At 35.1% G+C, this 25,449-nt stretch carries 24 protein-coding genes; 9 read left to right on the top strand and 15 right to left on the bottom strand.

What is annotated here, in order from left to right; translation table 11 throughout:
• The first annotated feature begins 1 nt into the window (after position 1).
• From BFU36_RS12970 to BFU36_RS12955, 4 genes are all read left to right on the top strand, one after another.
• Entirely contained in the window at positions 2–301 is a 300-nt protein-coding gene (locus BFU36_RS12970) for a hypothetical protein (protein WP_143576952.1), read from the top strand.
• A gap of 42 nt (positions 302–343) precedes the next feature.
• Positions 344–1,591 (top strand): PIN domain-containing protein, encoded by a 1,248-nt coding sequence (locus BFU36_RS12965; protein WP_069284410.1) that lies wholly within the window; start codon positions 344–346, stop codon positions 1,589–1,591.
• Between the two features lie 935 nt (positions 1,592–2,526).
• Complete coding sequence (locus BFU36_RS12960) at positions 2,527–3,387, top strand: site-specific DNA-methyltransferase (protein WP_069284409.1); 861 nt, start codon at positions 2,527–2,529, stop codon at positions 3,385–3,387.
• 7 nt (positions 3,388–3,394) lie between these two features.
• The gene (locus BFU36_RS12955; protein ID WP_231961163.1) at positions 3,395–4,507 is read left to right on the top strand and encodes a hypothetical protein; all 1,113 of its coding nucleotides are present in this window, start codon (positions 3,395–3,397) and stop codon (positions 4,505–4,507) included.
• Between the two features lie 81 nt (positions 4,508–4,588).
• On the opposite strand, the gene BFU36_RS14420 is transcribed toward BFU36_RS12955, so the two are convergent.
• From BFU36_RS14420 to BFU36_RS12925, 8 genes are all read right to left on the bottom strand, one after another.
• Entirely contained in the window at positions 4,589–4,714 is a 126-nt protein-coding gene (locus BFU36_RS14420; RefSeq protein WP_257784673.1) for a hypothetical protein, read from the bottom strand.
• Positions 4,715–4,903: 189 nt separating this feature from the next.
• Positions 4,904–5,758: a cation transporter gene (locus tag BFU36_RS12950; RefSeq protein WP_069284407.1), complete on the bottom strand. Its 855-nt coding sequence runs from the start codon at positions 5,756–5,758 to the stop codon at positions 4,904–4,906.
• A 254-nt stretch (positions 5,759–6,012) separates the two neighbouring features.
• Entirely contained in the window at positions 6,013–7,146 is a 1,134-nt protein-coding gene (locus tag BFU36_RS12945; RefSeq protein ID WP_069284826.1) for a mandelate racemase/muconate lactonizing enzyme family protein, read from the bottom strand.
• A 5-nt stretch (positions 7,147–7,151) separates the two neighbouring features.
• On the bottom strand, positions 7,152–8,315 hold the full coding sequence (locus BFU36_RS12940; RefSeq protein ID WP_069284406.1) for a UxaA family hydrolase: 1,164 nt from the start codon (positions 8,313–8,315) through the stop codon (positions 7,152–7,154).
• Positions 8,312–8,608, bottom strand: coding sequence for a UxaA family hydrolase (locus tag BFU36_RS12935; RefSeq protein WP_069284405.1), 297 nt, complete (start codon positions 8,606–8,608; stop codon positions 8,312–8,314). The genes BFU36_RS12940 and BFU36_RS12935 overlap by 4 nt, the downstream gene beginning before the upstream one ends.
• Before the next feature lie 589 nt (positions 8,609–9,197).
• Positions 9,198–9,833: an Ldh family oxidoreductase gene (locus BFU36_RS12930; protein WP_250637318.1), complete on the bottom strand. Its 636-nt coding sequence runs from the start codon at positions 9,831–9,833 to the stop codon at positions 9,198–9,200.
• Positions 9,760–10,167 (bottom strand): Ldh family oxidoreductase, encoded by a 408-nt coding sequence (locus BFU36_RS14370; RefSeq protein ID WP_250637317.1) that lies wholly within the window; start codon positions 10,165–10,167, stop codon positions 9,760–9,762. The genes BFU36_RS12930 and BFU36_RS14370 overlap by 74 nt, the downstream gene beginning before the upstream one ends.
• Before the next feature lie 42 nt (positions 10,168–10,209).
• On the bottom strand, positions 10,210–10,896 hold the full coding sequence (locus BFU36_RS12925) for a DUF1640 domain-containing protein (protein WP_069284404.1): 687 nt from the start codon (positions 10,894–10,896) through the stop codon (positions 10,210–10,212).
• Between the two features lie 392 nt (positions 10,897–11,288).
• Here BFU36_RS12925 and BFU36_RS12920 point away from each other — a divergent pair, with 392 nt between their 5' ends.
• Positions 11,289–13,265: an ABC transporter substrate-binding protein gene (locus BFU36_RS12920; RefSeq protein WP_069284824.1), complete on the top strand. Its 1,977-nt coding sequence runs from the start codon at positions 11,289–11,291 to the stop codon at positions 13,263–13,265.
• A 546-nt stretch (positions 13,266–13,811) separates the two neighbouring features.
• On the opposite strand, the gene BFU36_RS12915 is transcribed toward BFU36_RS12920, so the two are convergent.
• The 3 genes from BFU36_RS12915 to BFU36_RS12905 form a co-directional block, all read right to left on the bottom strand.
• On the bottom strand, positions 13,812–14,336 hold the full coding sequence (locus tag BFU36_RS12915) for a PaREP1 family protein (protein WP_069284403.1): 525 nt from the start codon (positions 14,334–14,336) through the stop codon (positions 13,812–13,814).
• A 314-nt stretch (positions 14,337–14,650) separates the two neighbouring features.
• Positions 14,651–15,454 (bottom strand): enoyl-CoA hydratase/isomerase family protein, encoded by an 804-nt coding sequence (locus BFU36_RS12910; RefSeq protein ID WP_069284402.1) that lies wholly within the window; start codon positions 15,452–15,454, stop codon positions 14,651–14,653.
• An 11-nt stretch (positions 15,455–15,465) separates the two neighbouring features.
• Positions 15,466–16,233, bottom strand: a complete 768-nt coding sequence (locus BFU36_RS12905; RefSeq protein ID WP_069284401.1) for a Phenylacetic acid catabolic protein — start codon at positions 16,231–16,233, stop codon at positions 15,466–15,468.
• Positions 16,234–16,320: 87 nt separating this feature from the next.
• On the opposite strand from BFU36_RS12905, the gene BFU36_RS12900 reads away from it, so the two are divergent.
• The 4 genes from BFU36_RS12900 to BFU36_RS12885 all read left to right on the top strand — a co-directional run bounded on the left by BFU36_RS12900 (position 16,321) and on the right by BFU36_RS12885 (position 20,982).
• Positions 16,321–17,019, top strand: coding sequence for a Phenylacetic acid catabolic protein (locus tag BFU36_RS12900; protein WP_342719108.1), 699 nt, complete (start codon positions 16,321–16,323; stop codon positions 17,017–17,019).
• A gap of 74 nt (positions 17,020–17,093) precedes the next feature.
• Positions 17,094–18,674, top strand: a complete 1,581-nt coding sequence (locus tag BFU36_RS12895; protein WP_069284399.1) for a benzoate-CoA ligase family protein — start codon at positions 17,094–17,096, stop codon at positions 18,672–18,674.
• Positions 18,675–18,716: 42 nt separating this feature from the next.
• Complete coding sequence (locus BFU36_RS12890; RefSeq protein WP_069284398.1) at positions 18,717–19,517, top strand: DNA-binding transcriptional regulator; 801 nt, start codon at positions 18,717–18,719, stop codon at positions 19,515–19,517.
• A gap of 421 nt (positions 19,518–19,938) precedes the next feature.
• Entirely contained in the window at positions 19,939–20,982 is a 1,044-nt protein-coding gene (locus BFU36_RS12885; RefSeq protein ID WP_069284397.1) for a DUF917 domain-containing protein, read from the top strand.
• Here the strand turns inward: BFU36_RS12885 and BFU36_RS12880 are convergent.
• Genes BFU36_RS12880 through BFU36_RS12865 form a run of 4 tightly spaced genes read right to left on the bottom strand, consistent with a single transcriptional unit; the run spans position 20,971 to position 25,340 of the window.
• A complete protein-coding gene (locus BFU36_RS12880) occupies positions 20,971–22,515 on the bottom strand; it encodes a hydantoinase/oxoprolinase N-terminal domain-containing protein (protein WP_069284396.1) in 1,545 nt (514 codons plus the stop codon). The genes BFU36_RS12885 and BFU36_RS12880 overlap by 12 nt on opposite strands.
• Positions 22,506–23,582 (bottom strand): DUF917 domain-containing protein, encoded by a 1,077-nt coding sequence (locus tag BFU36_RS12875; RefSeq protein ID WP_069284395.1) that lies wholly within the window; start codon positions 23,580–23,582, stop codon positions 22,506–22,508. The genes BFU36_RS12880 and BFU36_RS12875 overlap by 10 nt, the downstream gene beginning before the upstream one ends.
• 4 nt (positions 23,583–23,586) lie before the next feature.
• Positions 23,587–23,976 carry a hypothetical protein gene (locus tag BFU36_RS12870; protein ID WP_069284394.1) on the bottom strand — a complete coding sequence of 130 codons (390 nt, stop codon included), beginning with the start codon at positions 23,974–23,976 and terminating at the stop codon, positions 23,587–23,589.
• The gene (locus tag BFU36_RS12865; protein WP_069284393.1) at positions 23,973–25,340 is read right to left on the bottom strand and encodes a cytosine permease; all 1,368 of its coding nucleotides are present in this window, start codon (positions 25,338–25,340) and stop codon (positions 23,973–23,975) included. Before BFU36_RS12865 ends, BFU36_RS12870 begins: the two co-directional genes overlap by 4 nt.
• Positions 25,341–25,449 lie beyond the last annotated feature (109 nt).

Raw genomic sequence — 25,449 nt, 5'->3', positions numbered from 1 at the left:
TTTGGACATTAAAAGATTGCTAATATGCGATCAGATAGGGATGAATAACTCTGGACAATACTATATAGAAGTTGATAGGTTAAGGATATTATTTGAGGCTAAGGTAAATATTGGTATAATAGTGGAGATAATATTGAACTCGATAAATTACAAGTTAACGTGTAAAATAGTGTTTGATCCCAGGTATGAGAAAGTTATAGAAACGTCATGTATTGGATTTAAAGAAGATAAGGTCAAGTATATAATTCAGAACTGTTTTAAGGAGAAGGGTATTTTATATACTGGCAAAACCTCAAGATGAAGTAGCATAGATATATAAATAGACTGACAAATTATATATATTGTGAGACTTGCTGTTTTAGGATCAGATAAGTTGGTTACTCCAACTAATGCTATTCTAACTGAAGTGTTTACCGGGATATTGCCAGATGAGATTTACATCTTATCAGAGGATTCTAAAAATCAACAGAAGATCCCATTAATAAGTCAAATGCTCTCATTGTTTGGCAAAGAGGTCAAAGTTAAAAGCGAAGTCGTAGGAGAGGGGGTGGAGAAGTGGAGAAATTACGTATCAAATTTAGATGTTGATATAGCTGATATTACGCCTGGAAGAAAATATATGGCGATTTCAGTTTATGCATACTCTAAGGCTAATGAAGTTAGGTATGTCTACATAAAGAATGAAAGTCAAGGGTATAAGGTATTTGGATATATACCGTTTGATCAAGTAAAAGTAATAGATGTAAGGCAAGGTACTCAAGTGCCATTTAATCCCATAGATGTGAAAAAAGGTAAAGATACTTATGATCTTTCAGATGATTCAATAAGAGCGTTAATAAACATTTACTCCCTTTTAGGTGAAGTTAAGATAGTTATAGACGGTATCGAAGTTAATGACCTAAGAGAATACGTGAAGGAGAGTGAGGCGTACAAAAGGGGAGAGAATGAAGTTCTATTGTGTGCTACGCGGGCTGGTTTGCTAAGATATAAGGAAGAGGAAGACATAGTAAAAAAAGCAAGACAAGGTTCTTTCTTCGTTGCTGATACAAACGTATATATCAAATTAGGTACGAGAATAAGTAATTTAATTTATGATAGAGAGTATGGCAGAAGGCTATTGCCAACGAGAACTATATTCAATGAAATTGATAATTATGCTAAAAGTACTCAGAAGGGAGAAAAACAAGTAATATTTCAATTAGCTTCATACACCTTTAGATCCTTACATGCTCCTCCCTTAGCTACGGAAAGTAATAATGTAGGAGATGTAGAATTTGTAAATGAGACTAAGAAATTGAAGGGTGAATTGGACCACGTTACGTTAATAACGGCAGATCAAGGCGTAGCTAATTCAGCTAAGAGTAGAGGGGTAGACGTTATATTCTTGGATAAATTAACAGATGGAAATTTAGATGGGATTGGTGAGTTTCTCCACTGTTTAAGCATTTTTAGGAAGAGAATTGAGATAAAAGTGAATAATAAGTCAATGGGAGAGATATTAAATCAAAAGGTAATCGATCCTAAGGCAAAAGTTAAAGATCATACGAATTATGCATATTTACTTGAGCTAGAGGAACAATTTCTTAAATAGTGATGTGAACTAAAAATTTTAAGGATGTGCTATTATTTTACAAAGAGATCATTTTTAATAATTTTATCTATTATTTAAATAAAAAATTTTCTATATAATGTATAGTCGATAATTTTCACTTAGAAACTTTTGTAAGCTACCTTAATGTTGTGTAGTTTGTTAAGTACTTCTATTGACCTTCTCCTAAAGACTAGCTTTCATCACTTTGTAAACTTCCCTTTAGATAAGCATGTGTTTATAACAGATATTTAAGCACTTTAGCACCGATTATGAGAGATGAAGTTATGATTAAACAGACCGTTGAGACATCTAATCCCCATAACGCTAAATGTTGAGCCAAAGACTTTTAATAGTGAATAAGCTATGATAGAAAGAGGGACAAGCCTCGCCCTTTAGGGCGAGAAGGAGGTCAGAGAGCTTAGTGAAAACCCTCTCCTTTATCTTTATCGGTAAACTCTTGAACCTTTTCTACTAATAACTTCAACAAGCTCAGTAATCCTCTTCTGAAAATAATCACTCTTAACTAGAGGACAACAATAAAATAGAGTTATATCATCATCAATTACAGCGGTTCCCAATATGTTAAATTAATTGGCGCTACCCTATTACCTCTTGGTTTCGAATCTTAATCCCAAATGTCCTTAAATCTCTTTTGTTGGAAGAATTGTTGCCTTCCTTGGTGACTAGCTTCGTTCCACAGCTTTGATGCTATATCTGCTAACTTAGTTAGTTTCCTCTGTTTAATAATCTAACAACGATTGTTCTTACACTTCCCTCTGGTATCGCGGCAATTGCATATTTATGAAGTTCATTAGAAGGGAGTATGATAAAAGAGAAGATGTTTAAAAAACTTTTACCTTGAAAGGTTTTCCTTTTTAGTCTAAAAACCTCGCTGTCGATAGAGTTATAAGACGTTTTGTTAAAGTTATTATTATATGATTAAAGTGATATTTGGAGATTCACGGGACATGCATGAAGTTAGTGATAAAAGTATAGGTCTTGTTCTTACTTCTCCTCCATACTATAATGCTCCCTTTGACTTTCCCGACCTCTTTTCTAGCTACGAGGAATATTTGCAGCTATTAAACGACGTGGGAAAGGAAATATATAGGGTATTAGATGATGGGAGAGCAGCCGTTTTCGTCACATCAGACGTGAGAATAGATGGTGTGCTCTATCCCATAGTGGCTGATCTAATAAAAATAATGACTAACCTAGGTTTTAAATACCAAGAGCGTATAATTTGGAAGAAGCCTGAAGGGTATATAAGGATAAGTAGGAGGAGTGGTGTTTTGATACAGCATCCTTACCCCTTATATTATTATCCAGACAACGTTTACGAGGACATTGTAGTCTTCAAGAAGCCGGGCAAATTTAAAGCATCAAAATTAGAGGAGAGCAAGATAGACGTTAATAGGTTCCAAAGGGAAAAGTGGTACTTAAACGTTTGGGAAATAACTAACGTTTTACCTAACAACAAGTACTCAAAATATACTGCTCCCTTCCCTGAAGAACTTGCAAGTAGAATTATAATGCTATACTCATACGTTGGGGATACAGTCCTTGACCCGTTTGCTGGAACTGGAACAACGTTATATGTAGCAAAAATATTGGGTAGAAATGCAATAGGATACGAAATTGATTTAGAACTAGAAGAAATAATAAAAGAGAGGGTGGGGCATCCAACTCTTTTCGATAATAATGATGTAATATTTTCGAAGAGAGAAGATGCGAGAAATCTTAGAACTAAATTGAGGGAGAAAATAGATAAGAAGTTGGAGGAGAAGTCAAGGTGAGAGCTTATTGCCTACTAAAATGATGTTTTATGGAAAAATAAAAGGTATTAGATACAACCCCTCTTTTAGAATGCCTAAACTTCATGAATACTCAAATTTGGAAGAAGGCATAAAGAAAAGCTCATCATTTATTTTCTTGTTAGGGAAAGATAGATTTGCGGTAAGCTGGTGGGTTTCACCAAAGCGTACCAGATCTTATCCTTATGCGAGGGTATATAACACTTTACAGTTCAATCAAGGTAAAAGAGTGACTATTATCCCTGTAATGAAAGATGAAGGAAAAGACGGGGATAGAGATTTTATACAGTGGGATACGATATCGCTCATGAGCTTACTAGGTGTTTATGTGATTTTAGGATATTACTCAGATGCCTCCAAAGTTTCTTCCGGTAAAATAACAGATCAAAGGTATGATTATGATTATCTAAAATCTCAATTCGAACAGTTATCTAATTGGCAATCAGATGCCTTACATTGGAATATGTCGCAAGTGAATAAGATTGGAGATCTCATGAAGAAAGCCATTGAAGCATATGAAAGAATCTCTAAAAAATTGAACGTAGATTTACATGATTTAAAATCAGCTCTTACAAAAGCGAATGAAATTTATAAAAGCGCAACGAATTTTCAGCAGTATTCAAGGTCACAATCCAAAAAAGCTCAGCAAAGGGAAGTTTTGACCATTCAACCTAAAGAGAAGATAAGTGGTGAGAAAGCTTCTATAGATATTGAAAATTACTTAGGAGGGCTATATCATCTGACGATAGATGAGGTATATGTAAATTTAGAAAAGGGGGCTGCATGTATAATAGAGGCAAAAAATTCAAAAACAGAAAGTCTTCCCAAAGAAGAGGATATAAAGGACGGACTATTAAAGATGATAATATTTACGAACTTAGCTGAATTGTATTATGTCCATAACAATTCATATATTAAAATTAATGAGATAAAACCCTTCTTAAAACTTACAGGCAAAAGTACGTCCTTTGAACCCAAACACGTTCAGATTTTAGAGAGCTTAATGAAAGAGGCCGAGGATAATGGTTTTCAAGTATTGGTAAATGAAAAGATCGCTAAAAAACAAGTAAATAGTACATCATATCTCGATTTCACATGTTAATAATCTAAAAGGTCAAATACGGGTTTAAAGTTCAACTGACTTCCTTAGAGTTTTCTCCTCACCGATCCATATTTACGTCTCTCATGTAACTTCATAGACTAATATTGGTCTCAACGTCTTTTCGTTACAAACCTCGACAATAGAATAATCCCTAAATCTTTCTACAATATCTTTTATGTTATTGATCTTTTCACATTTAACTTTCACAATTGAACAATTAACTCAATCGTATATATTAACGATCATGAAATTTCCGCATAAGAAATAAAGGAGTGAGTTAAGCGAATATAACTGGAGTTATTCAGACAAAATATAATTTTTCCAAAGAGCAATGGAAAATTTTTGTCTTAAGCTGAAATAAACTATAATTAATGTGGGAGAATCCCATAATTTAAACTAATCTCTAATCTGAACCAGCTGAGGAATACTTTTCTGAGGTACTATTTTTACCTCAACTGAGATCACTGGATTGAAGGAGTAAGCTATTTTACTAGCCTTTTTTCTAACCTTATACGCTCTCCTCAAGGTCACATTAGATGGTAAACCAATTATCAGATAAACCATATAAAATGAACCTAATCTTCTAACGTAAATTTTTAGTACGTTTATATTCGCCTTTCTTAACGCTTTAAAGATTTCATCTTTCAGAGGACCGTTATAATTTGCCCCTATTAAAGACATTATAGCCTCCTTTAACTCCCTGAAAGTATCAAATATTATAAAGCTGACTATTGAAAGTATAACCATTAAGTTAAACGATAAGTTCTCCGAAATGATGGCAAAGCCACTTATTATCTCCATGGCAAAGTCAAGTTTACTATGAATCATATCACTTTTAACAACGCTGATCCAGTTATATCGTCTCTCAAAGTAATATATGCTAAACGTTATCAAGGCTGATATCCAAGTAATTATTGAAAGCCAGTATGGAACCTCAACGCTTATTTCTGTAACTCCTCTTATATAGTCGATTACTAAGAAGAGTATTATGGCTGATGATATTAAAACTCCTAGATTTTCTAGGTTATATAGCGCCCAATACTTTCTGTTTCTCTTATAAGCTACTTTCAGTGTAATTGAAAATAATAGGGACATAGATGCATCTACGAAACCGTGATACGAATCAACTATCAATAAAGACGAGTTATAAATTAGACCATAAATTGCTTCAACTAATGATATGGAGAAAATCAAAATACTTGAAGCTAAAAACACTCGGGAAGCTGAATTGATCTTTGACAATGAAAGCAATTCCCATCACCTCAGTGACCACCTATTATATATTATTCATACACCCTTAAAAAAGTTTGTATATATCAAAGCTTAAATTTATCAAGTTACTAAATTAGAAGATTAGATCAACTCAGTTAGAAGGGAGATTTAAGGAAATTAAGAGATTAGAATTAGAACTAATAAAGACATAGAAAAGTATAAACATACGTGATAAAAAGAACGTTAAACTTTTAGCATGGGAGGGGTGAAATGGAAATGGGAAAATAAACAACTTACTTCTTCATCTTCTCCTCTAAATCGCTGAAGTGCAGTACTCTTAACCTATTAATATATTTGTACTTTTTCCTCAAGACCTCTTCATTAATCTCAATATCCTCTGAGGGTATCACGTAGCCTCTCTTAAAAACGGGTAAATTAGGAAATAAGTCAGATGGAAAATCAGAAATTGTGTATTCAACCAAATCTACGTTAAGGTTAGTTAACGCTAAGTTCAGAGTATAAATTAGTGATATAGGTGAGCTATCTGGTCTATCGTGAGGTAAGACTTTTACGTTATACGCTGAGGCTAAGTTTAAGACTTGCAAGAACTTACTTATCCCTCCAATTTTAGCTACATCCGGCTGTAAGTACGATATTCCAGCCTCTAGGAGTTTCTTAAAGCCATGTAAAGTGTATTCATTTTCTCCCGCAGATATAGGAATAGGCGAAACCTTAACTAATTTACTCAGAGTATCATAATCGTTTGGTGGATATAAAGGCTCCTCAACCCATTCCACCTCATACCTAGCCACTTTGTTAACGAATTCAACAGCCTTAGTTAAATCAAATGGGGCATTTAGATCTATTGCTAACTTTAACTCCTTATACTTATCCCTTATACTTCTCAAGGAGTCTAAAACAGTTGATGTAGATTGATGTAATTTAATTATCTCAAAGCCTCTATTGAAGGTAGTGTCAACAGCCTTCACTAATTCACTTACTTTAGAAAACCTGGGAAAGCTTGCATAAACCTTTACACTATCTCTAACTTTACCACCTAGTAAGTCTGTTAACTTTATCTTCAATTGTTTTGCTCTTAATGCCCATAAAGCCATTTCGACTGAGCTTATAGCCCCAGTAACTACTCCACAATTTCCTGCAGTAAACATAACCTTCTCCAATACACTTTCAATCTCTTGAAGAGACTTAATGTTATTATAATACTCTTCGATAAATGGTTTTATTAAGTCACTTATTACAGAGGAGTAAGCGCTAATTATGCCACTTCCAGCTACTAACGTTTCTCCCCAACCATAGTTTTCCCCATCACTTACCTTAACGTATAATTGTACATCCCAAGAATTGTAAAAGTCAGAAATTGGATCAGTGATGTAAGGTATTGAGACTTGAAAAACGTCTATATTCATTCCCTTCACGCGCTTATGTAAAGCTTTATCGGGGAGAACTCGTCATGCTGCAGGACTTCAGCTGATGTTAGCCTACCGTTAATCACCCTAAGCATGTAGTTAAATATCCTCTCTCCAGCCTCTTCTAACGATATCTTTAAGGAGAGTAAGTCTGAAATGTCTACGTCAATGTGTTCACTCATCGATTTAACTGTCTTAGGATTAGCCGTTATCTTTATGACTGGTATAATGGGATGACCAACAATATTTCCTTGACCAGTGGTAAACAAGTGTATGACTGAACCCTTAGCAGCAAATAAGGTAACAGCTTCAGCTGCTGCTGAAGAAGTATTAACGAAGCATAACCTTCCTCCCTCTTTTTTCTTATCCAATTTATCTAAGTAATCTAGGACACAATTTATCGGTCTATGTCCCAGCTTTTGTATGTTACCTAACGCCTTCTCCTCTATCGTCGATAACCCTCCCTTAATGTTACCCTGAGTAGGTTGAGAGCCTAATAAGTCAACTCCTTGACTTTCTATCACATTAACGTATTCCTTGTATATTCTCCAGAACTTCTCCCTTAGTACTTCATCCTTAATTTTACTAGCAACTATATCCTCTCCTCCAGTGAGTTCTGAAGTTTCCCCAAACATCGCAGTTGCTCCTAGATCAACCATCCTATCTATTACAACTCCAACAGCAGGATTAGATGCTAGGCCAGAAGTGGTATCACTCTCTCCGCACTTAGTGCTCATCACTATAGATGATATGTCTACTTCAGTCCTCTGTTTTTCACTAGCCTCTTGTACGAATTCCTTAGCCTTCCTAGATGCCCTCTCAATCGTCCTTAAATCTCCATAACCCTCTATTGGGAAAACTTCAACAGGTTTTCCAGTCTTAGCAATTTCATCTGCTACCTTATTAGCCCAGTTCTCCTCAATCCCTATAATAATTACTGAGGCAACGTTGGGATTAGCCCCCGTTCCAGAGAGTACGTGAAATAGTAGGTCTAAGTCTTTACCAAATTGTAATCTTCCATAAGGATGGGGAACTGCTATTGTACCCCTTATTAACTTTGCCACTCCTATTGATGCCGTATTAGAGAGGTCATCTAGAGGCAATATTAAAACGTGGTTTCTTATCCCTACAGAGCCGTCTTCCCTTAAATAACCTTTAATGGTTATCATTTCTTATCAAACCTCCACCTCAAACTTTTTATGTTATGGATATGTACATGCTCTCCCTTCCTTATGTCTTGAATTGCCTCTCCTATAGGTCTGCCATATTTAAGAACTTTTTCACCCTTCTTTATATCCCTTAATGCTATTTTATGCCCCAATGGGACGTTTTGAACACTTTTTAACGTTACGTACTCAGATGGGTTATCTAAATAGGCGCAAATAACTTCTTCTCCCGCTGATATATCTTCTACCGCAACACAGACGTCGTCTCCTTTTGAATGAATTAAACCCTTTGGCATATATCTCTTGATTCTTAAGCTTATTAATAAATTTTTTATGTATACAAGATTGTTTAAGCAAGATATAATGCCGTCATGAAGCTAAAATTTATTAACTCCTTATAAGGGGTAAGAAGGAGGTTTATAGGGATATACCTTATTTATTGCCATCACGTTATTAGGGTTAAGATAGGAAGTTCCTTGATGATGCAAAACAAAGGCATAAAACAGTCATACGCGTTTGAAATGGGACACGACCAGAATTTGTAACTTCATAATAGTAATATTATCCATATTGTCAAATAATAGGAAACTTCTTTTTAGCCTCCAAGTTTATAAAAAAACTTGAATGAAGAGGTACTCATGAAAGGTTCAATGTTTTCATTGAAGGGTTTCAATTAGATTCTTTACAACAGTAATATTATGAAGATTTGTATCGTTTAAAAATTAAACTACAGTTTCTCAAGACAATCCTCTAATAAGCAAATTCCCTTGTTAGCTTACCCTTAATAGCATGTCAGAAGGGTCTCCTATCGATATAGCGAAAAGGCTATTAATTTAGTGAGGACGTATGCGTCTTATTTGGTTGAATACAAGACTCACGTGATATTTATGTGAAATAAGGTACTTTATACCTCATATCAACTAACGTTTCGTATAACTTTTCATCAATCTCTATACCTTCTCTCATAGCTTTTTCTCTTAATTTCATCCCATGTTCACCTGGGAAATCAGACCTTAAGATGTTCTTCATGTAATCTATTGCGTCATAATTAGCATCTATAGGATCTATTATGATCATTATTTCACCCTTGTTTGGTGGTGTTTCAGTATTTAGTACTCCCTTGACATTAGGACCTATGGCAGAGCCTGTTAAAAACGATACTAATAGTTCTAATGTAAGCATTAAGTAAAATCCTTTCTGTCCTCCCATTGGTAAAATTCCTCCTTCCAAAGCCTCTTTAGGGCTAGTAGTGATTTTGCCTTCCTTGTCTACAGCAACTCCATACGGTATCTCCTCTCCTTTCCTTAGAGCTTCTATTATCTTTCCTCTAGCAATTGAGGCTAGAGACATGTCTAAGATTATAGGATTATCCCTTGTAGGAATAGAAATGCTAATTGGAGTTGTTGATAACACTTTTTGTGAACTCATAGGTTTTACTACGGCAGGTTCAGCATTGCCTATCATTATCCCCACTTTCCCTTTTCTTGCTACTTTTTCCGTATAATATCCTAGAAAACCTATGTGGGATGAGTTTCTGACCGCTATAAAGTTCTTTTTTTTCTACGTATTCCTCTACCAACCTATCCCATAACGTTATTCCTATGCTATGCAACCCATCTATGAGTATTGAGTTATTGTTTTCCTTTACTATCTCATACTTTAACTCCTTCCTTATTGTTCCTAACTCAACACCTTTAACTAAGGGAATTACTCTCTGAACGCCGTGAGATGAATGACCTCTTAACTCTGCTTCAACGAAATGATTTGAAATGATCTCACTTCCATTAACTCCCCTCTTATCAAGTATCTCCTTTACTAACCCATTTAGCTCTTGATGGCTTATTAATCTTACCATAAAGATAAGTATACACTTTTTTTAAATAAATTTGTGAGGTACTTAGATGATCTCCTTAAATTCAGTTAAGTTCCTACTACCGCTAGTCAAGAAAACTTTGCTCTCCTTGCATAACTGTATCAAATCTATTGTTGGGCTTAACGTGAATATGACGGGAATTATCTTCTTATTCTCAAACATTTCCCGCTTACTCATCTTCAACTTCTCGATTTTTCTCATTAATTCATGAAAGACACTCCTATTTGCCCTACTTTTAACCTCGCCTATCAAAACGTAATTACCAAACTCTGCAAATAAGTCTATTTCAGCAATGTTTTCCAATTCAAGCCTGCTAATTTGAACCTTATAACCCAACTCCTTTTCTATTAACCACTCTAAGTAAAGTTGAGCATCATCCTCAATGCTTGTAGTTAAGTTCTCCACAAATTTAGCTATCTGCGTGTAATACTTATTCATATCCTCCCTCAACTTCTTTATCTCGTTGGTAAATTCTTCTCTCATCTTATTTATATCCTCTCTTAATTTGTTCTGATCTTCTCTTAACTTCCTCATTTCGTCACTAAATTCTTCTCTCATCTTATTCATCTCACTTGTTAATCTCACAATTTCACTACTTAACTCTTCTAATTTCTTTATTACGATTTTATCCGCTATAGCATTAGCTAACCTTTCAATGAACTCCTTATCGTTTTTTAGCTTATTGTAAACCTCGTCTACTGTGCTACTCACATGATTAAATCCGTTTATATTCTAAAAAGATTATCGCTGATTTAACTCTCTTCCTCAGAGTTTAAACCTTTTATCAGTATGGAAAATTCTTAGACCTATTGAGTCTTAGGTAAGTTTAGATCTATCTATATAATAGCATCATCAATAATATTACCAAATTAATTAGCACTGAGGAAAATAAAACCTATTACTTTAATGTAATTTCTCTTTGTACGAATAGTAAAAATTTCTTGTTGAAGTACGATTATGTTGTATTCTATATAGTATTCCTCTACACTTTCTCACGATAAGCTTAAACCTTGTTCATATCATACAATGATAAAGTATTAATATTAATCACGAATGATGAAAGGAGGGTGGAAAAAGTTAAGAAAATAAGATCCGGATTAAGTATGAAAGTAATAACGGTTGTTATAATTGTAATATTAGTTATAGCTATAGTAGGTGGCGTTCTAATCATAACGTCTTCTCATCATCAGCCCTCTACTTTTCCTTCAAGTACCTCATCTTTTACCAATACTACTACCGTAAGCTCTGTTAGTGTTCTTCAACCCTCTAATAAATCTGTATTGGTAGATGTAGCTCAGACTGCTGCTCCTAGTGGTTTGGATCCAGCTACTGATTTCTTAGACCAAGTTGAGCCTCTATATTATGCAGTATATCAAGAATTAGTAGAACCTAACGGTTCCAATTACTTACAAGTTGTTCCCGTAATAGCTCAAAACTGGACTACAACAAACTACGAAAACTGGACCTTTTACTTAAGAACTTATGTAACGTTTTCTGATGGAAATCAAGTAAATGCATCATCTGTATGGTTCTCGTTATATAGGACTATTTTGATGGGACAACCTCCGGGTGTAGCTGATTACATTTGCTTATTATTTAATTCAACGCAGTATGGTCAGACTGGTTATGCTTTACCTTGGGGAGTAGCTAATGCAATCCAACAAGTTACCGGTTTACCAACTACTAAAAATGCTACATTAGCTGCACAAGTCCTAGCATCTATCCTATCACACTTCAACGCAAACAATCAAACAATTCAGAAGATAATGGAATACCCATACCAAGCAGTAGTTGTTAAAGGACCATATGAGGTAGAAATAAACACCTTGCATCCCTATAAATACTTCTTATTAGATATAGCTAACTCTTGGGGAGCTATAGTTGATCCAGTTAGCGTGGATGAACATGGAGGAGTTCAACCAAATAGCCCTAATAATTACGCAAACTCATATGGTCTGATAGGCACTGGACCTTATGTGATTAAATTTGTTGGTCTTAGTTTCTCTGAAATAGCGCTAATTAAAAATCCTCATTACTGGGCTGAAAACCATTCAGTACCATTAATTGCTGAACCTGCTCATATACCAGTCGTTGAGGTTTATTACGGACTATCCCATACTGATAGGGTAGAAGATTTCGTATCAAACCAAGCCCAAATCTCTTACGTCTCCATAGCGTATATAAATCAGATATTAAAAGCATCCCCTTACAACAATATGATAAACCAGACGTTTTATGATTTTGGAGTATTACCCGGCGTTCAGTACATTTCAATGAACACACAAACTTACCCATTGAACATTACAGATCTTAGATTAGCCATAGTTCACGCCATTAACTACTCAGCCTTATTAAGCATATTTAATTATAATGGAAATATATTAGCTGATCTACCTTTAGGTCCCATTTCCCCTCAATATGGCATACTATACAATCCTGGAAACTTATCCTTCTATTCATACAACTTGTCTCTAGCTTTACACTATCTAAATGAAGCTGGATATGAAGGAGATTTCTACGTAACATTATCTAATGGAACCGTTATAGGCAATCCTAAGGGTAATCCTTTACCGACTTTACAAATAGTAGCCTTAGCTCCCGTAACTAACACCATGCAAGAGGAGTTTGACATTATAACGCAGAACTTAAATCAAATAGGTATATCAGTTTCAGTTAAATATGTAACGTTCTCAGTGATAGAGTCGTATGCGACCCCTCAATCAACGCCAGATATGATTGCAATAGGTTGGACACCGGATTGGCCAGATCCAGTCTTTCAGCAATTAATGCCGTTAACTGACATACAGTTTGGAGGACCTTCTGGCAATTCAGCATGGTTTAATAACTCCGAATTACAACAAATATATGAAACTTTGCCCTTTATCACTAACGTAACCGAGCAAGCTGATATGATAAAGACAGTGTATAACATAATATACAATCAAGCCCCATATATATGGCTTCCAGTACCATCATCGTACTACTTTATACAGCCTTATGTAAAGGGAGTAGTATTTACCGATGTTGATGGGTACTTGATATACTTCTATAATACTATGTACTATGAGAATGCTACCTAATTATCTTCATAATTTTAACTACATTTAGGTAAAAATTCATTTAATTTTTTTTAAATTCTTTTTTACCTTTTTCATGTGTGGACAACAATTTCATTTACTTCCACATTCTAACTTATGCCAATAGATTTCGAGTAAATTGTGTTGAAGAATATTTTTAGCCATCTTGTTATTGTGTTTCTTGTTGAGTTAAGTGTTAGGAAATCAAACCCATTCTCGCCCTAATAGATGAGTTGCCTCATGCAAAATACTTTTCCACAATAAAGAAAATTCAATTTATATCAACCAAATTATTGTCCACATATTTACTAGTCAGAGAATTATCGCAATATCGTTCTCGTAACCGCTTCAAGTTATACCTGTAGCTCGTCATGAAAGTTTATTTTTATTGACGTATGACATAAGGATTACCCTATCAAAAGTCAATTATAACGTTAGTTAGAAAGGGGTCTTCGTACACCAGTTCTTCAAATACGTGGCTTTGTGATATGTAATTGGAGGGTTTCCCAGTTACAACGTCCCTTACGTTTTCAATTTTATTATTGCATCTTAAACTTTAGTCTCCCTTTCCTTGACAAGCGTTTTATATAAATCTTCCGTTTCTTTCCCCCAGAAATCCTTGAAGAGTTTAGGGAGTATGTTAATTACCGTGTCAATGACGTATTCTAAGTCATACTTAACCTCAGCTTTATTTCTATACCTAGAAAAATCTGGGTCAAAACCATTATATTGGTAATCATGTAAATTCAAGGCACGGTTTATCAAGTCGCTTACGTCAATACCTATACTCTTTAACTGTAAGGAAAGTCCGTAAATTGAGTGTGTAGGTGCAGAGTAACCTTTTTTTGATAACCATTTTCTCTCCTTCTCGTCTTTTACAGTTTCTATAAGCTTTTGCATATTGATGAGTACAAGTGCACTTATTAAAGCTTTGACAGCATTAAATGCCTTACCAGCAGAGTTTCTAGTTAGTCCCCTATTCCACAACTCAATAGAAAGTATTAAGTCAACTATGACCTCCAAGACTCTAGCCTTAATGTAGCTTTCATCAACTCTTGTTAAATCCTTCTCCATCATGATAGTAAGGGAAAGCAAGATATATATACTTATTCTGCTTAGCACGTGTGTGGACAACAATTTGTTGATATAAATTGAATTTTCTTTATTGTGGAAAAGTATTTTTAGGGTTATTTATTAGGGCGAGAATAGGCTTGATTTCCTAGACTATCTCTACCTTTTAAGCTTACTTTCATTCCTTGGACGAGATTGTATTAGCCTTGACCTCTTACACCAAATATACTCTAAATCTATTAGCATAAGTTGGAATGTGGAAGTAAATGAAATTGTTTTCCACACACTAGCGCATGGAACAAAAAATAGTAAAAATATCACTTTCCTTTAAAGATTGGTTTTCTCTTTTCGAAGAACGCTTTAGCACCTTCTTTAGCGTCTTCAGAAGCTAAAGCTTGGTTCTGCATCTCCCTTTCTAATGCAAACGCACTATACAAAGGTAAGTCCATTCCCTCATTTACAGCCAATTTAGCAAATCCTACAGCTAATGCTGGTCCCTTAGCAACTTGTCTAGCAAAATTAAACGATTCTTCAAATAATTTCTCAGGCTCTACTAATCTGTCAAGGAGTCCTAACTCATAAGCCTCTTTAGGTGTTAATGTTTTACCAGTAGTCATTAAATAAATAGCCTTTGATCTACCTACAATTCTGGCTAGAAACTGAGTTCCTCCTTCTCCAGGTATTAAAGCTAGATTAGCAACTTCTGGCATACCTATCTTTATTTCTTCACTATTAGCACCAAACCTCAAATCACATGCCAAAGCTAACTCTAACCCACCACCCATGCAATGACCATTTATGCTAGCTATTATCAGCTTCTTAGTAGACATCATCCTTAACATTACCTCTTTGCTGAACTGACTTGATAATCCTATATATTCTGGGGGTTTTTCCTTAATCTCGTTTATATCAAATCCGGCTGAGAAAAATCTTGGTACATTACTGGTAACCAATAATGCCTTAACACTATCGTCGAATCTAGCCTCTACTATGATGTTGTCTAATTCTCTTAACATCTCTAGATTGTGAGCATTAGCTGGAGGTCTATTCAACTTAATTATTCCGACATTATCCTCTACTTCTATTTTGAAATATTTAGGGCTTAACTCTTTTAAACCCATTACATCTCACCTTATAATATCCTTCTATTCTTATAAATATCTGGTAACTGTAAACCTAAAGGTTCTATCAACTCTTTTACGTCTTTTATATACATCTCCCTTAACTCATCATTCTTATACCTCTTTAAACCGTATTTGTAAGCCAAATCTATCGTATATGATTTTGAATGCCCAAACATATCTAGACCTCTAGGGAACCACTTATTTATTAATGCTTGAGCCAAGTCCTTTTTACCCTCCTTTACTAGTTCCCTTATCCCATTATATCCAAAGTTTACGTGAAACTCCTCCTCCATTAGCATTGTAGGTATTATCCTAGATAATGGACCAAAGCTACAGTCTTGGAAGGCTAATAATTGGAACATACCAACTCTATCTATTAGAAAGGTGAATGCTAGAGTATCTTCCCACATATTAAATGGTATATTGAATGCGTCTAGTCTATGTTTGCCCATTCTAGTCCATAACAATTCTTCAGCTATTTTCTTTCCTTCCTCTCCGAATTCCTTCAGTACTTGGATTACCTGCCAACCATGTCTCATCTCATCTACCATTATCCTAGAGATCGTAACTCTATCAGAGAGTTTAGGAGCATGAATTAACCAAGGTAAGTGCTGTTCTATTGAGGCAAACTCTGTATCTCCTTGAACGGATAAAAGTCTCATTAGTACGTTTACAGCCTCCTGAGGAATATCGTATGTTGACTCAAACTTCCTCAAACCTTTATACTCTCCCCATCCAATTACCCTTTTTGGTTTGGTGTATTCTGGGACTACCACAAAATATGATTTGCGTTTAAAGTATATAACGTTTTCTGTACGTAAGAAGTAAAAAGCGAAAAAGATAAAAGTTTCTAAAAATTAGATATATATGGTGAGATTATCATAAAGAGGACAAATGATCTCAGAGAAATACCAGATGAACTAAAGAATATTATTAAGAATATAATCGAAACGAGAGCTGACTTCGAACTAGCTATGGTTGAGCAATATTCACCTTGGCTCGTTAACGCTCCTAACGTGGATGGAAGATTATTTATGGCAAAGATAGTCTCAGATGAGCTAAACCACGGATGGCAACTAATAAGGTTATTAGAGAACTTTAACGTTAATACAGAAAAAATACAGAACGCTAGGCTAGGATTACATCTGCTGGAAGTATCTAATTTACCGTTATTTAACTGGGAAGACGTAATCTCTTACGTATATCTGATAGATAGAGCTGGGTTATATCAGCTTAGGGCTATTAAAGATATAATTTATGAGCCCTTAGCTAACCTTGCATCCAGTTTAGCCAAGGAAGAGGAATATCACTTACACTTCTCTTATAATGTTTTAAGAAGTTACGAAGAGAAGAAGAGAATGCAAGGTGCACTTAACTTTTGGTTCCCTAGGGCTGTTGAGATGATCAATCAGTTAAATAACGTTATAGGAAGCAAGTTATACTTAGAACAGTTAAACATTGTTGATATTTCTGTCAATGAATTCATTAAAAGTGTAAATGAAGAACTCAGCAAATTGGGGTTCTCTCAAATAGATCCTTATAAGACAATGGTATTGCACTAATAATAGTTACGAGAATTATCCGTACAATATAACTAGCGTAAATCTTATTAACTTGTTTAAAAAGTTTAATATAAATGTCAAGCAAGTATGGCAAAGTTTTAAATATAACGGATTATCTATTTTCGAAATGGGAAAAAGATGATCAAAGAATAGCAATATACTATGAGGGTGAGACGTGGACGTATAAGAGGGTAGTTGAGGAGATAAACAAGTTTGGAAACGCACTAAGGGAATTAGGGATAGAAAAGGAAAATAGAGTATTGATGATAGGTTACGATTCTCCTTATTTTATATCAACGTTCTATGGCTCAATGAAGATAGGAGCTATCCCAGTCCCAATAAATACCTACCTTAGACCAGATGAGTATAACTTCCATATAGAGGATACTGAGGCTAAGGTATTAGTAGTAGAGCAGGACATTTGGGTTAAATTATCAGAAGTTATTAAACCTAAAAGGTTAAAGTATGTGATAACCTTACCCGTTATAAAGGATGTTAAAAATTTATCTGAAGGACCTAATGCGTTAAAAGTAATATCATATCGTGAAATAACCTCTAATCAAAGTAATAGTTTAGAAGCTGAGAGTACTTCACCTAACGATATGGCTTTTTGGTTATATACTTCTGGCACAACTGGACATCCTAAGGCAGCAGTTCACTTACATAAAGATATATTAGTAGTCCTTAACACTTATGTTAAAAACGTCCTTAAAGTTAATGAGAAGGATAGATTATTCAGTGCTTCAAAACTCTTCTTCGCATATGGACTTGGTAACGGTTCATATTTCGCCTTTGATAATGGAGCATCTGTTATTTTATACCCCCATAGGGTAGAGCCTAAGAAAGTGTTAGAGGTTATACACAAGTATAAACCAACTATCTTCTTTGGTGTACCGACACTTTATAACGCTTTATTACAAGTTGAGGACTGGAAGAATTACGATTTAAGTAGTTTAAGATTTTGCGTTACCGCTGGGGAACCTCTACCTCCAGTTATTTACACTAAATGGAAGGAGAGGTATGGGTTAGAAATTCTGGATGGAATAGGATCAACAGAGGCGTTACACATTTACATTTCTAACTTTCCTGGAGAATCCAAACCGGGATGTACTGGCAAAGTTGTCCCAGGCTACGAGGTGAAGATAGTGGATGAAGACGGTAAAGAAGTCCCTCCTAATACAGTGGGAGATCTATACGTTAAGGGTGATAGTGTTGCGATGTTTTACTGGAGGGATTATGAGAGTACTAGGAAGAACATGGTAGGAGTTTGGTTTAGGAGTGGAGATAAGTTCTATAGAGACGAGAATGGATACTATTATTATGTAGGCAGATCTGATGATATGATAAAATCCTCTGGATTATGGATATCTCCCATAGAAGTTGAGGCAGAACTTTTAACACATCCAGCTGTTTCAGAAGCAGCTGTAGTTGGAGTGCCAGATGAAGTTGGATTAACTAAAGTTATAGCCTTTGTAGTTTTAAGACAAGGGTATAAAGCTGATGAGAAGTTAGCTGAAGATATAAGAAATTATCTGAGGCAAAGGTTGGACCACTATAAGGTTCCTAAGGAGATAAGGTTTGTTTCAGAAATTCCTAAGACTGCGACGGGTAAGATACAGAGGTATAAGTTTAGATTAGGTGAATATAAGGTTTAAATGAAGTAGGTTTTTTAAGTCTATTTCATTTATTGTGATAGTATGAAGATTCAATCCTTGTTTTTCACAATTTATGGAGATTATATTAAAGATGTAGGAGATAGTATAAGTCTTAAGAGTTTGATAAGAATATTTAAAGAATTTGGGTTCAGTGAAGGTGCTGTAAGAGCTGGTATGCATAGGATGAAGAAAAGGGGTCTAGTGATAACGATAAAAGATGTGAAAAATAAAAAGATCAGTTATAAATTATCACAAAAGGGAATGCTTAGGTTAAGTGAGGGGACTAAGAGGGTATATGAGAAGGCAAGGAAGAAATGGGATGGAAAGTGGAGGATAGTTGTGTATAATATTCCAGAGGGTAATAGGGAGTTAAGGGATAAGTTGAGGAAAGAGCTGAGATGGTTAGGCTTTGGTATGCTAGCTCAATCTACGTGGATTTCTCCAAATCCTATGGAAAATATTGTGTTAAAATTCGTTGAAGAGATTAATAATTCTACAAATAAAGAAGGACAAATAGATGTGTTCCTCTCAGAATACCTTGGAGATCCTAAGTCAATTGTGAAAAAGTGTTGGAATTTGAGTGAGATAGAAAAGGAATATGAGAAGTTCATAGAGAAGTGGTCTTCCATAGAAGTTGAAGGATTAAGTGAAAGTGAAGCTTTCATAACTAGAATAAATCTCGTACATGAATATAGGAAATTTTTGAACATAGACCCAGACTTGCCAGAAGATCTATTGCCCGATGATTGGAAGGGATATAAAGCATATGACTTGTTCATAGAATTAAGGAAAAAGTTAACGCCTAAGGCTGATAAGTTCTTTTACTCAGTTTATGAACCTTAATCCATCTTTAACGTTAATAAGGAAAGAGTATTGCTTAATAACGACTAAATCGTTATATAAAACAAAGCCGTTGTGAAATTCTTATCATAAATTCCCCATTATGTTTATAAAATATACGTATTATAACGTTAAAATATGCAAAGTGCTTACTTGTTTGCGGATTAAGCTTTTATAAAGTTTTTAGATGAATATGCTGGTTTACCCATACCTCATAAGGATCTAAATATTTAACTAATTATTTAATAGGAATAGCAAAACTACTTATTTCTTTCTATATAATTTTCGTTATAATTTCTATCTAAAATCGTAAGAATATTTCTAGATATATTAACAGTCCTATCCATTCTTAAAAACAAATTATCTCTTTATATTTTAGGTGACTTTTTAAATAAGTTCTGGCAATTCTAACTTGGTTAAGAAGATGTATAAGGTTTCTGAAAGAGATATATATTATTTAGCAATTGGTAGTTCAGTTTTAGGTTCTGGAGGAGGAGGTAATCCGTTTCTGGGATATGAAATATTAAAGACAAAAATGAAAGAACTCAATAGACACGAGCTATATTATGAACAGGGAATAGCTGACAACGATTTCATTATTGGAGTAGGAGGTATGGGATCTCCATGGGTAGGTATAGAAAAAATACCAGCTGGGACAGAATATTTTAAAGCTTACGAGTGTTTATCTAAATTTCTCAAAAGGGAAGCGTCCAAGATTACATCAATAGAGATAGGTGGTATAAACTCTGTAGTACCTTTTATAGCTTCATTATTAGCCAATAAGCCTTTAGTTGATGGAGATTTAGAGGGAAGAGCTTTTCCGGAACTTTACATGACTACTTCGCACTTTTACGGTATCAATGCCACGCCAATGTGTATAGTTGATGAGAGGGGTAATCAAGTAATTTTGGACTCAGTTGATAACTATTATGCTGAAAAAATCGCTAGAAGCATAACTGTTAGGTTTGGAGGAAGAGGTTATATTGCAATTTATCCTATGAACGGAGAGAGTTATATTAAGAGTGCAATATTAGGAAGTATTTCGTTGAGCATAGATATTGGCAAAATATTGAATACAGAAGGATTGGATTCCATGTTAGATTTCGTCAAAGGTAGAATACTCTTTCACGGGAAAGTTGTCGATGTGAGAAGAATTAATCTACCAGGTTTCAACTCAGCTATAGTAACGATTGAAGGTTTAGAGGAGTATAAAGACTATATGGCTAAGTTATATGTTAAGAATGAATACTTATTGTTTGAAGTCAATAATAACATTATTTCAATTGCACCAAATATAATAAATCTAGTGGATTACAAAAATAAGATAATTACATCAGATATGATTAAATATGGTATTAGGGTTAGAGTTATCGGAATTCCAGTTTCATCAAAATGGAGAGAGGTAGGTGGTGAAGAGGTAATTTCAAAAAGTATATTAAACGAATATAAAAAATTGTCAAATCTTTAATTCTCCTACGACTTTCACACTTACCTTTATTGCATTACCCGGTAAATACGGCATTTGCAACTCCTCAATTTCCCTAACTTCTATTGTTGTATCGATAGCTCCAGCAGATATCGCGGTCTTCTTAGCTTCTTCTATTAATGATTTAATTGCAGTATCTCTACTGGTCTGATCATACGAGAAGGTTCTCTCTATCGTAGCTCCGACTTTAGTAAGGGTACACCCAATAGCATTAGCGTATTGAGCATTTTTAGGAATTACCAGTTTGGAAGAACCTTTCAAAGTTTCAGGTAACATAATGCTCCCTCCTCCTACTCCTATTACTATTACGTCCTCCTTAGAAGTTTTCATCATGTCAATGGCGTTCTCCCAAGATTCTAACATCTTACTATAGATTTTCTTAAGGTACTCTATTTGGTATCTATCCCTTATAAGTTCTGGATTAGATCCTTCAATTTTGATTCCCTTAACTACCATCGAAACGTCAGTAGCGGTTAACGTATCCCCTCCCCAAGATAATCCTCTTTTAGTAAGCATGAAACCCACGCTTTCTGGCCCTATTTCTTCTCCTTTTATGACTGTTCCTCCACCTAGTGCTAAAGTGAATATGTCTGGCATCCTAAAATTCGTCCTTATACCAGCTATCTCAACTGGACTAGCTGATTCCCTTGGATATCCCTTATAGAGAACTCCAACATTAGTTGTTGTTCCTCCAACATCCATAACAATAGCGTCTGTTATTCCCGTTAGCAAATGAGCTCCTCTTATGCTATTTGAAACTGGTCCCGCTACTGTAAATATTGGAAATTTTCTAATGAATTGAGCAGAAGCGATAGTACCATCGTTTTGAGCAAAATAAAGCTCTACATTTTCTAAACCGAGTTTGTGCAGAAGGGATTGTAAAATTTGTATTAAATTATCGAAAATGTTTAGGATCAATGAGTTAAGTATTGTAGCGTTTTCTCTTTCTATAAGGCCTATGCCTCCTATTTGATGTGATAACGTTATTGGTACGCTTATTCCTTCCTTTATTAAAATATCCTTAACTCTATTCTCATGCTCTGGATTAACGATGGAAAATATTGACGTTATTGCTACGCTATCAACTTTCCCATTTATTTCACTAGCTATTTGATATATTTTGCTTTCGTCGAGAGGCACTATCTCTTCTCCAGTATATTCATGCCCTCCCCTTACTGAATATACGCTAGTAACGAAGGATCTAAGCCTTTCTGGCCATTCCGTAAGAGGTGGTACGCCCTCTCCAGCAGGTAAACCTATCCTTATAACAGCTACTCTATTTAGTCTTTTAGCTTGATGTATTGCATTTAATCCGTGAGTAGTTCCTATCATTAAAGCTTTAATCTCATTTTTCTTCTCTCCAAGGTTATTTATAACCTCAGTTATGGCGTTAAGCAATCCCTCTGTGAGATCTGGTGTGGTTTCTACTTTTGTCGCATATATTAAATTTCTTCCTTCTAGTGCTACTGCATCAGTGTGCGTACTACCTATATCTACACCAATTTTTATAGCCATGTTAATTCCTCCCTCTTCTCTATTGGATTATAATCTATACTATATCCAAAAGCTCTCGGTCCTATATATTTTAATGCCTCTTTTGTTCTTAGCCTTTCGTGAGCCGGGATTCCCACAACTAAGACCTTTTGACCGTATTTGATCCTATCAGTTGTTATTGGCTTAAAGGTGAACACATCTAAGACTGTTATTAGATCTGGAACTGTAACTAACACATTGTTTTTAAGAGTTGCAACTAAGAACTCATTTTGAAAATCTATTTTTAAGGATCTATTAGAGTACTCCTCCATTCCTTCTATTATGACAAAACCTCTCGAAAATCCTTTCTCTATTCTTCTAATAACGTCAACGACTTTTCCCTTAAATAATATTCTAGCCTTTAAGTAATCTAATACTTCATTAAACTTAGACTGATTTAACAATTCCCCTATATTTAGCGCTAATGATAAGGTATTTAAGACTGCTGTTTTATTATACATGTCTAATGTGGTTCCATAAAGGGATATGTATGCTGCCCCACCATATCTCAGAGTTATCACTCTGGCTATCTTTTCAGCCCATACACCGTCTATTCCTTCAACTACTGAAACGTTTCCCCTTTCATCCAGAACTACTACCGGTGATGGATCTACTCCGTAAAAATAAAACGTAGTCATCTGGAGTTCTGGAAACGCTCTTCCCATTCCATCTCCATCCAACACTGGTAAACCTAAAGTTGAAGCAACTATAAGAGGGATAGTTGAATTCACTCCACCTATTTCCAGAGGAGTAATGTATTCAACTTTTCTACCGGTAAGTTCTGAGTACATTTTAAGTGCTTTATGAGCCTCATCTCCACTTGGTACCTTCTCGATCATAACTATTGGAGCACCCATCATTGCACTTCCTACTATATGGGCGTTACTACCTTTGATACTTCTTATCACTTCTACTGGTCCCCTTCTCTCTATGGCTTTCTTAAGCATTAAACCCCCTATATAAGGATCTCCTCCCCCGCCAGTACCTAAGAAAGCAGCGCCAGTCACTAAATTATTTACGTCCGAAGCTCTTACATAGTATGTTTCCATCAAGTCACACCTTTATTATCGAATATCCTCTTCTATAAGCGAGATATAATAATGATGCTCCCCATACTGCTTGAATTATTGACATTAAGCTTTCTATAGCCACTATAGAAGGTGTAGTATATAGGACTGGGGCATAAATTATTGAGATATAACCAAGTGCGAAGGAAACAATTAGCCATGAGAACTGAACTCCAGCTCTTGTCTTATCCTCCATGTTATTGTTTCTGAGATATCTTATAACACCCCAAATGCATAAAAACAAGACAAGAACGCCATATGTCAAATTGTAAATTTTGACAAAATAAGCTATATCTGCTATATATAGGCTAATGTATGCTATGCTCATTAAGAAGTTTACTATTAAGTAGTATGTGAATAAATTGTTTAAGTTCATGATAATCTACCACCTTGATAAGTGTATGGTAAGATCTCTGGACTTTTTCCTAGTGACTTAAAAACGTAGTATATTAAAATATATGCTAGGAAACCAGTTATTAACGCGTTTATTGCAGCTATACCATAGGGAACTAAAAATCCTACTAGTGCACCTAATCCTAATGCTACTATACCAGCAATATTAAGATTATAGTAAGCGTTCCCAGGCTTAAACTTATACCTCTCATGTGGGTCTTTAACTCCTTTTAAGTACCTTCTTACGATGAAGAAGTCAGCAATAGCTATACCTCCCATAGGTGGAAGAATGTTTCCTAATATAGTTATGAAATTCTCGAAAGGAGTTATAGACGAACCTGCAGTGAATCCTACGTATGCTGCTACAGCAGTTCCTATTACGCCATTAATTACTGATGCTAACTCTCTTCTCATTGGATATAAGTTAACAAGAGATAATGATCCACTATACAAGTTATCCGTATTTATTATGAATTGACCAAATATTATAATTAGCAAGACTCCAGCTCCCATACCTAACTCCAACATAGCGTTAGTAACTAAATATGTACCAGTTACCAGAACCATTGCTACTCCACCTAATATCAAGAACGGATATAGGAAAATAATATGAGCTACCCACGCCATACTAGCATCTTTTGCGGTTTTACCAAACCTAGCTATGTCTGGAGATATTATAGTTCCCGCGCTATATAATCCTACAGTGGCTGATATTCCATCTAATAAACTCATGTGTGAGGTTGGTACAGCAGACATGACAGCGGAAAATCCACCTTTTAGTGCGATAACTATAGCAATACCTATCGCAATTAACCATATATGGAAGGGAATAGTGAAATAGCTTAAGAACGATAACATTCTATATCCTATATATGTCATAATGATCATTATTATGCCTCCCCAAATTGCTGCGAAACCAACTGAAAAGAACGGATTGTGAGGAAATATTTCGCTCATAACTATGCCGAATAACCACGTTTCAACAGCATACCACCCAATTCCAGTAGTTACTGTTATCAATAAAAATCCGGCAATCTTTCCTCCCCATCTACCTAGAGGAAATCTCCATAATACATAGGTTGAAAGTCCACTATAGGAACCTATGGCAGCAGCTAGCCCTCCTAAAATGGTTAGAACTAAAGTACCACCTAATACTGCCATCATTGCTTGACTGAATGTTAAACCATATCCTAACGCTCCTCCAGCCCATATTACAGCGATAGCCCCGTAAACAGAAGCGAACACTAGGAACATGTTATAAAATCCATATCTAGAGTGCTTAGGTACCTCTTCTAGGGAATAATCATCGAACCTGGAACTTACCTCTCTACTTTCCTTTCCTCCCATACTCTATGTTAACTTAGTAATAATAATAAATTTTTACACGTTATTTAGCGATAAATTTACTTTTCAAAATATTCAGCTATATATAAGGTTATGTTTCAATGTTACCTTG

It is taken from the genome of Sulfolobus sp. A20 (genome assembly GCF_001719125.1).
In the GTDB taxonomy this organism is placed as follows: domain Archaea; phylum Thermoproteota; class Thermoprotei_A; order Sulfolobales; family Sulfolobaceae; genus Saccharolobus.
This window is presented reverse-complemented; position numbering and strand designations above follow the sequence as displayed.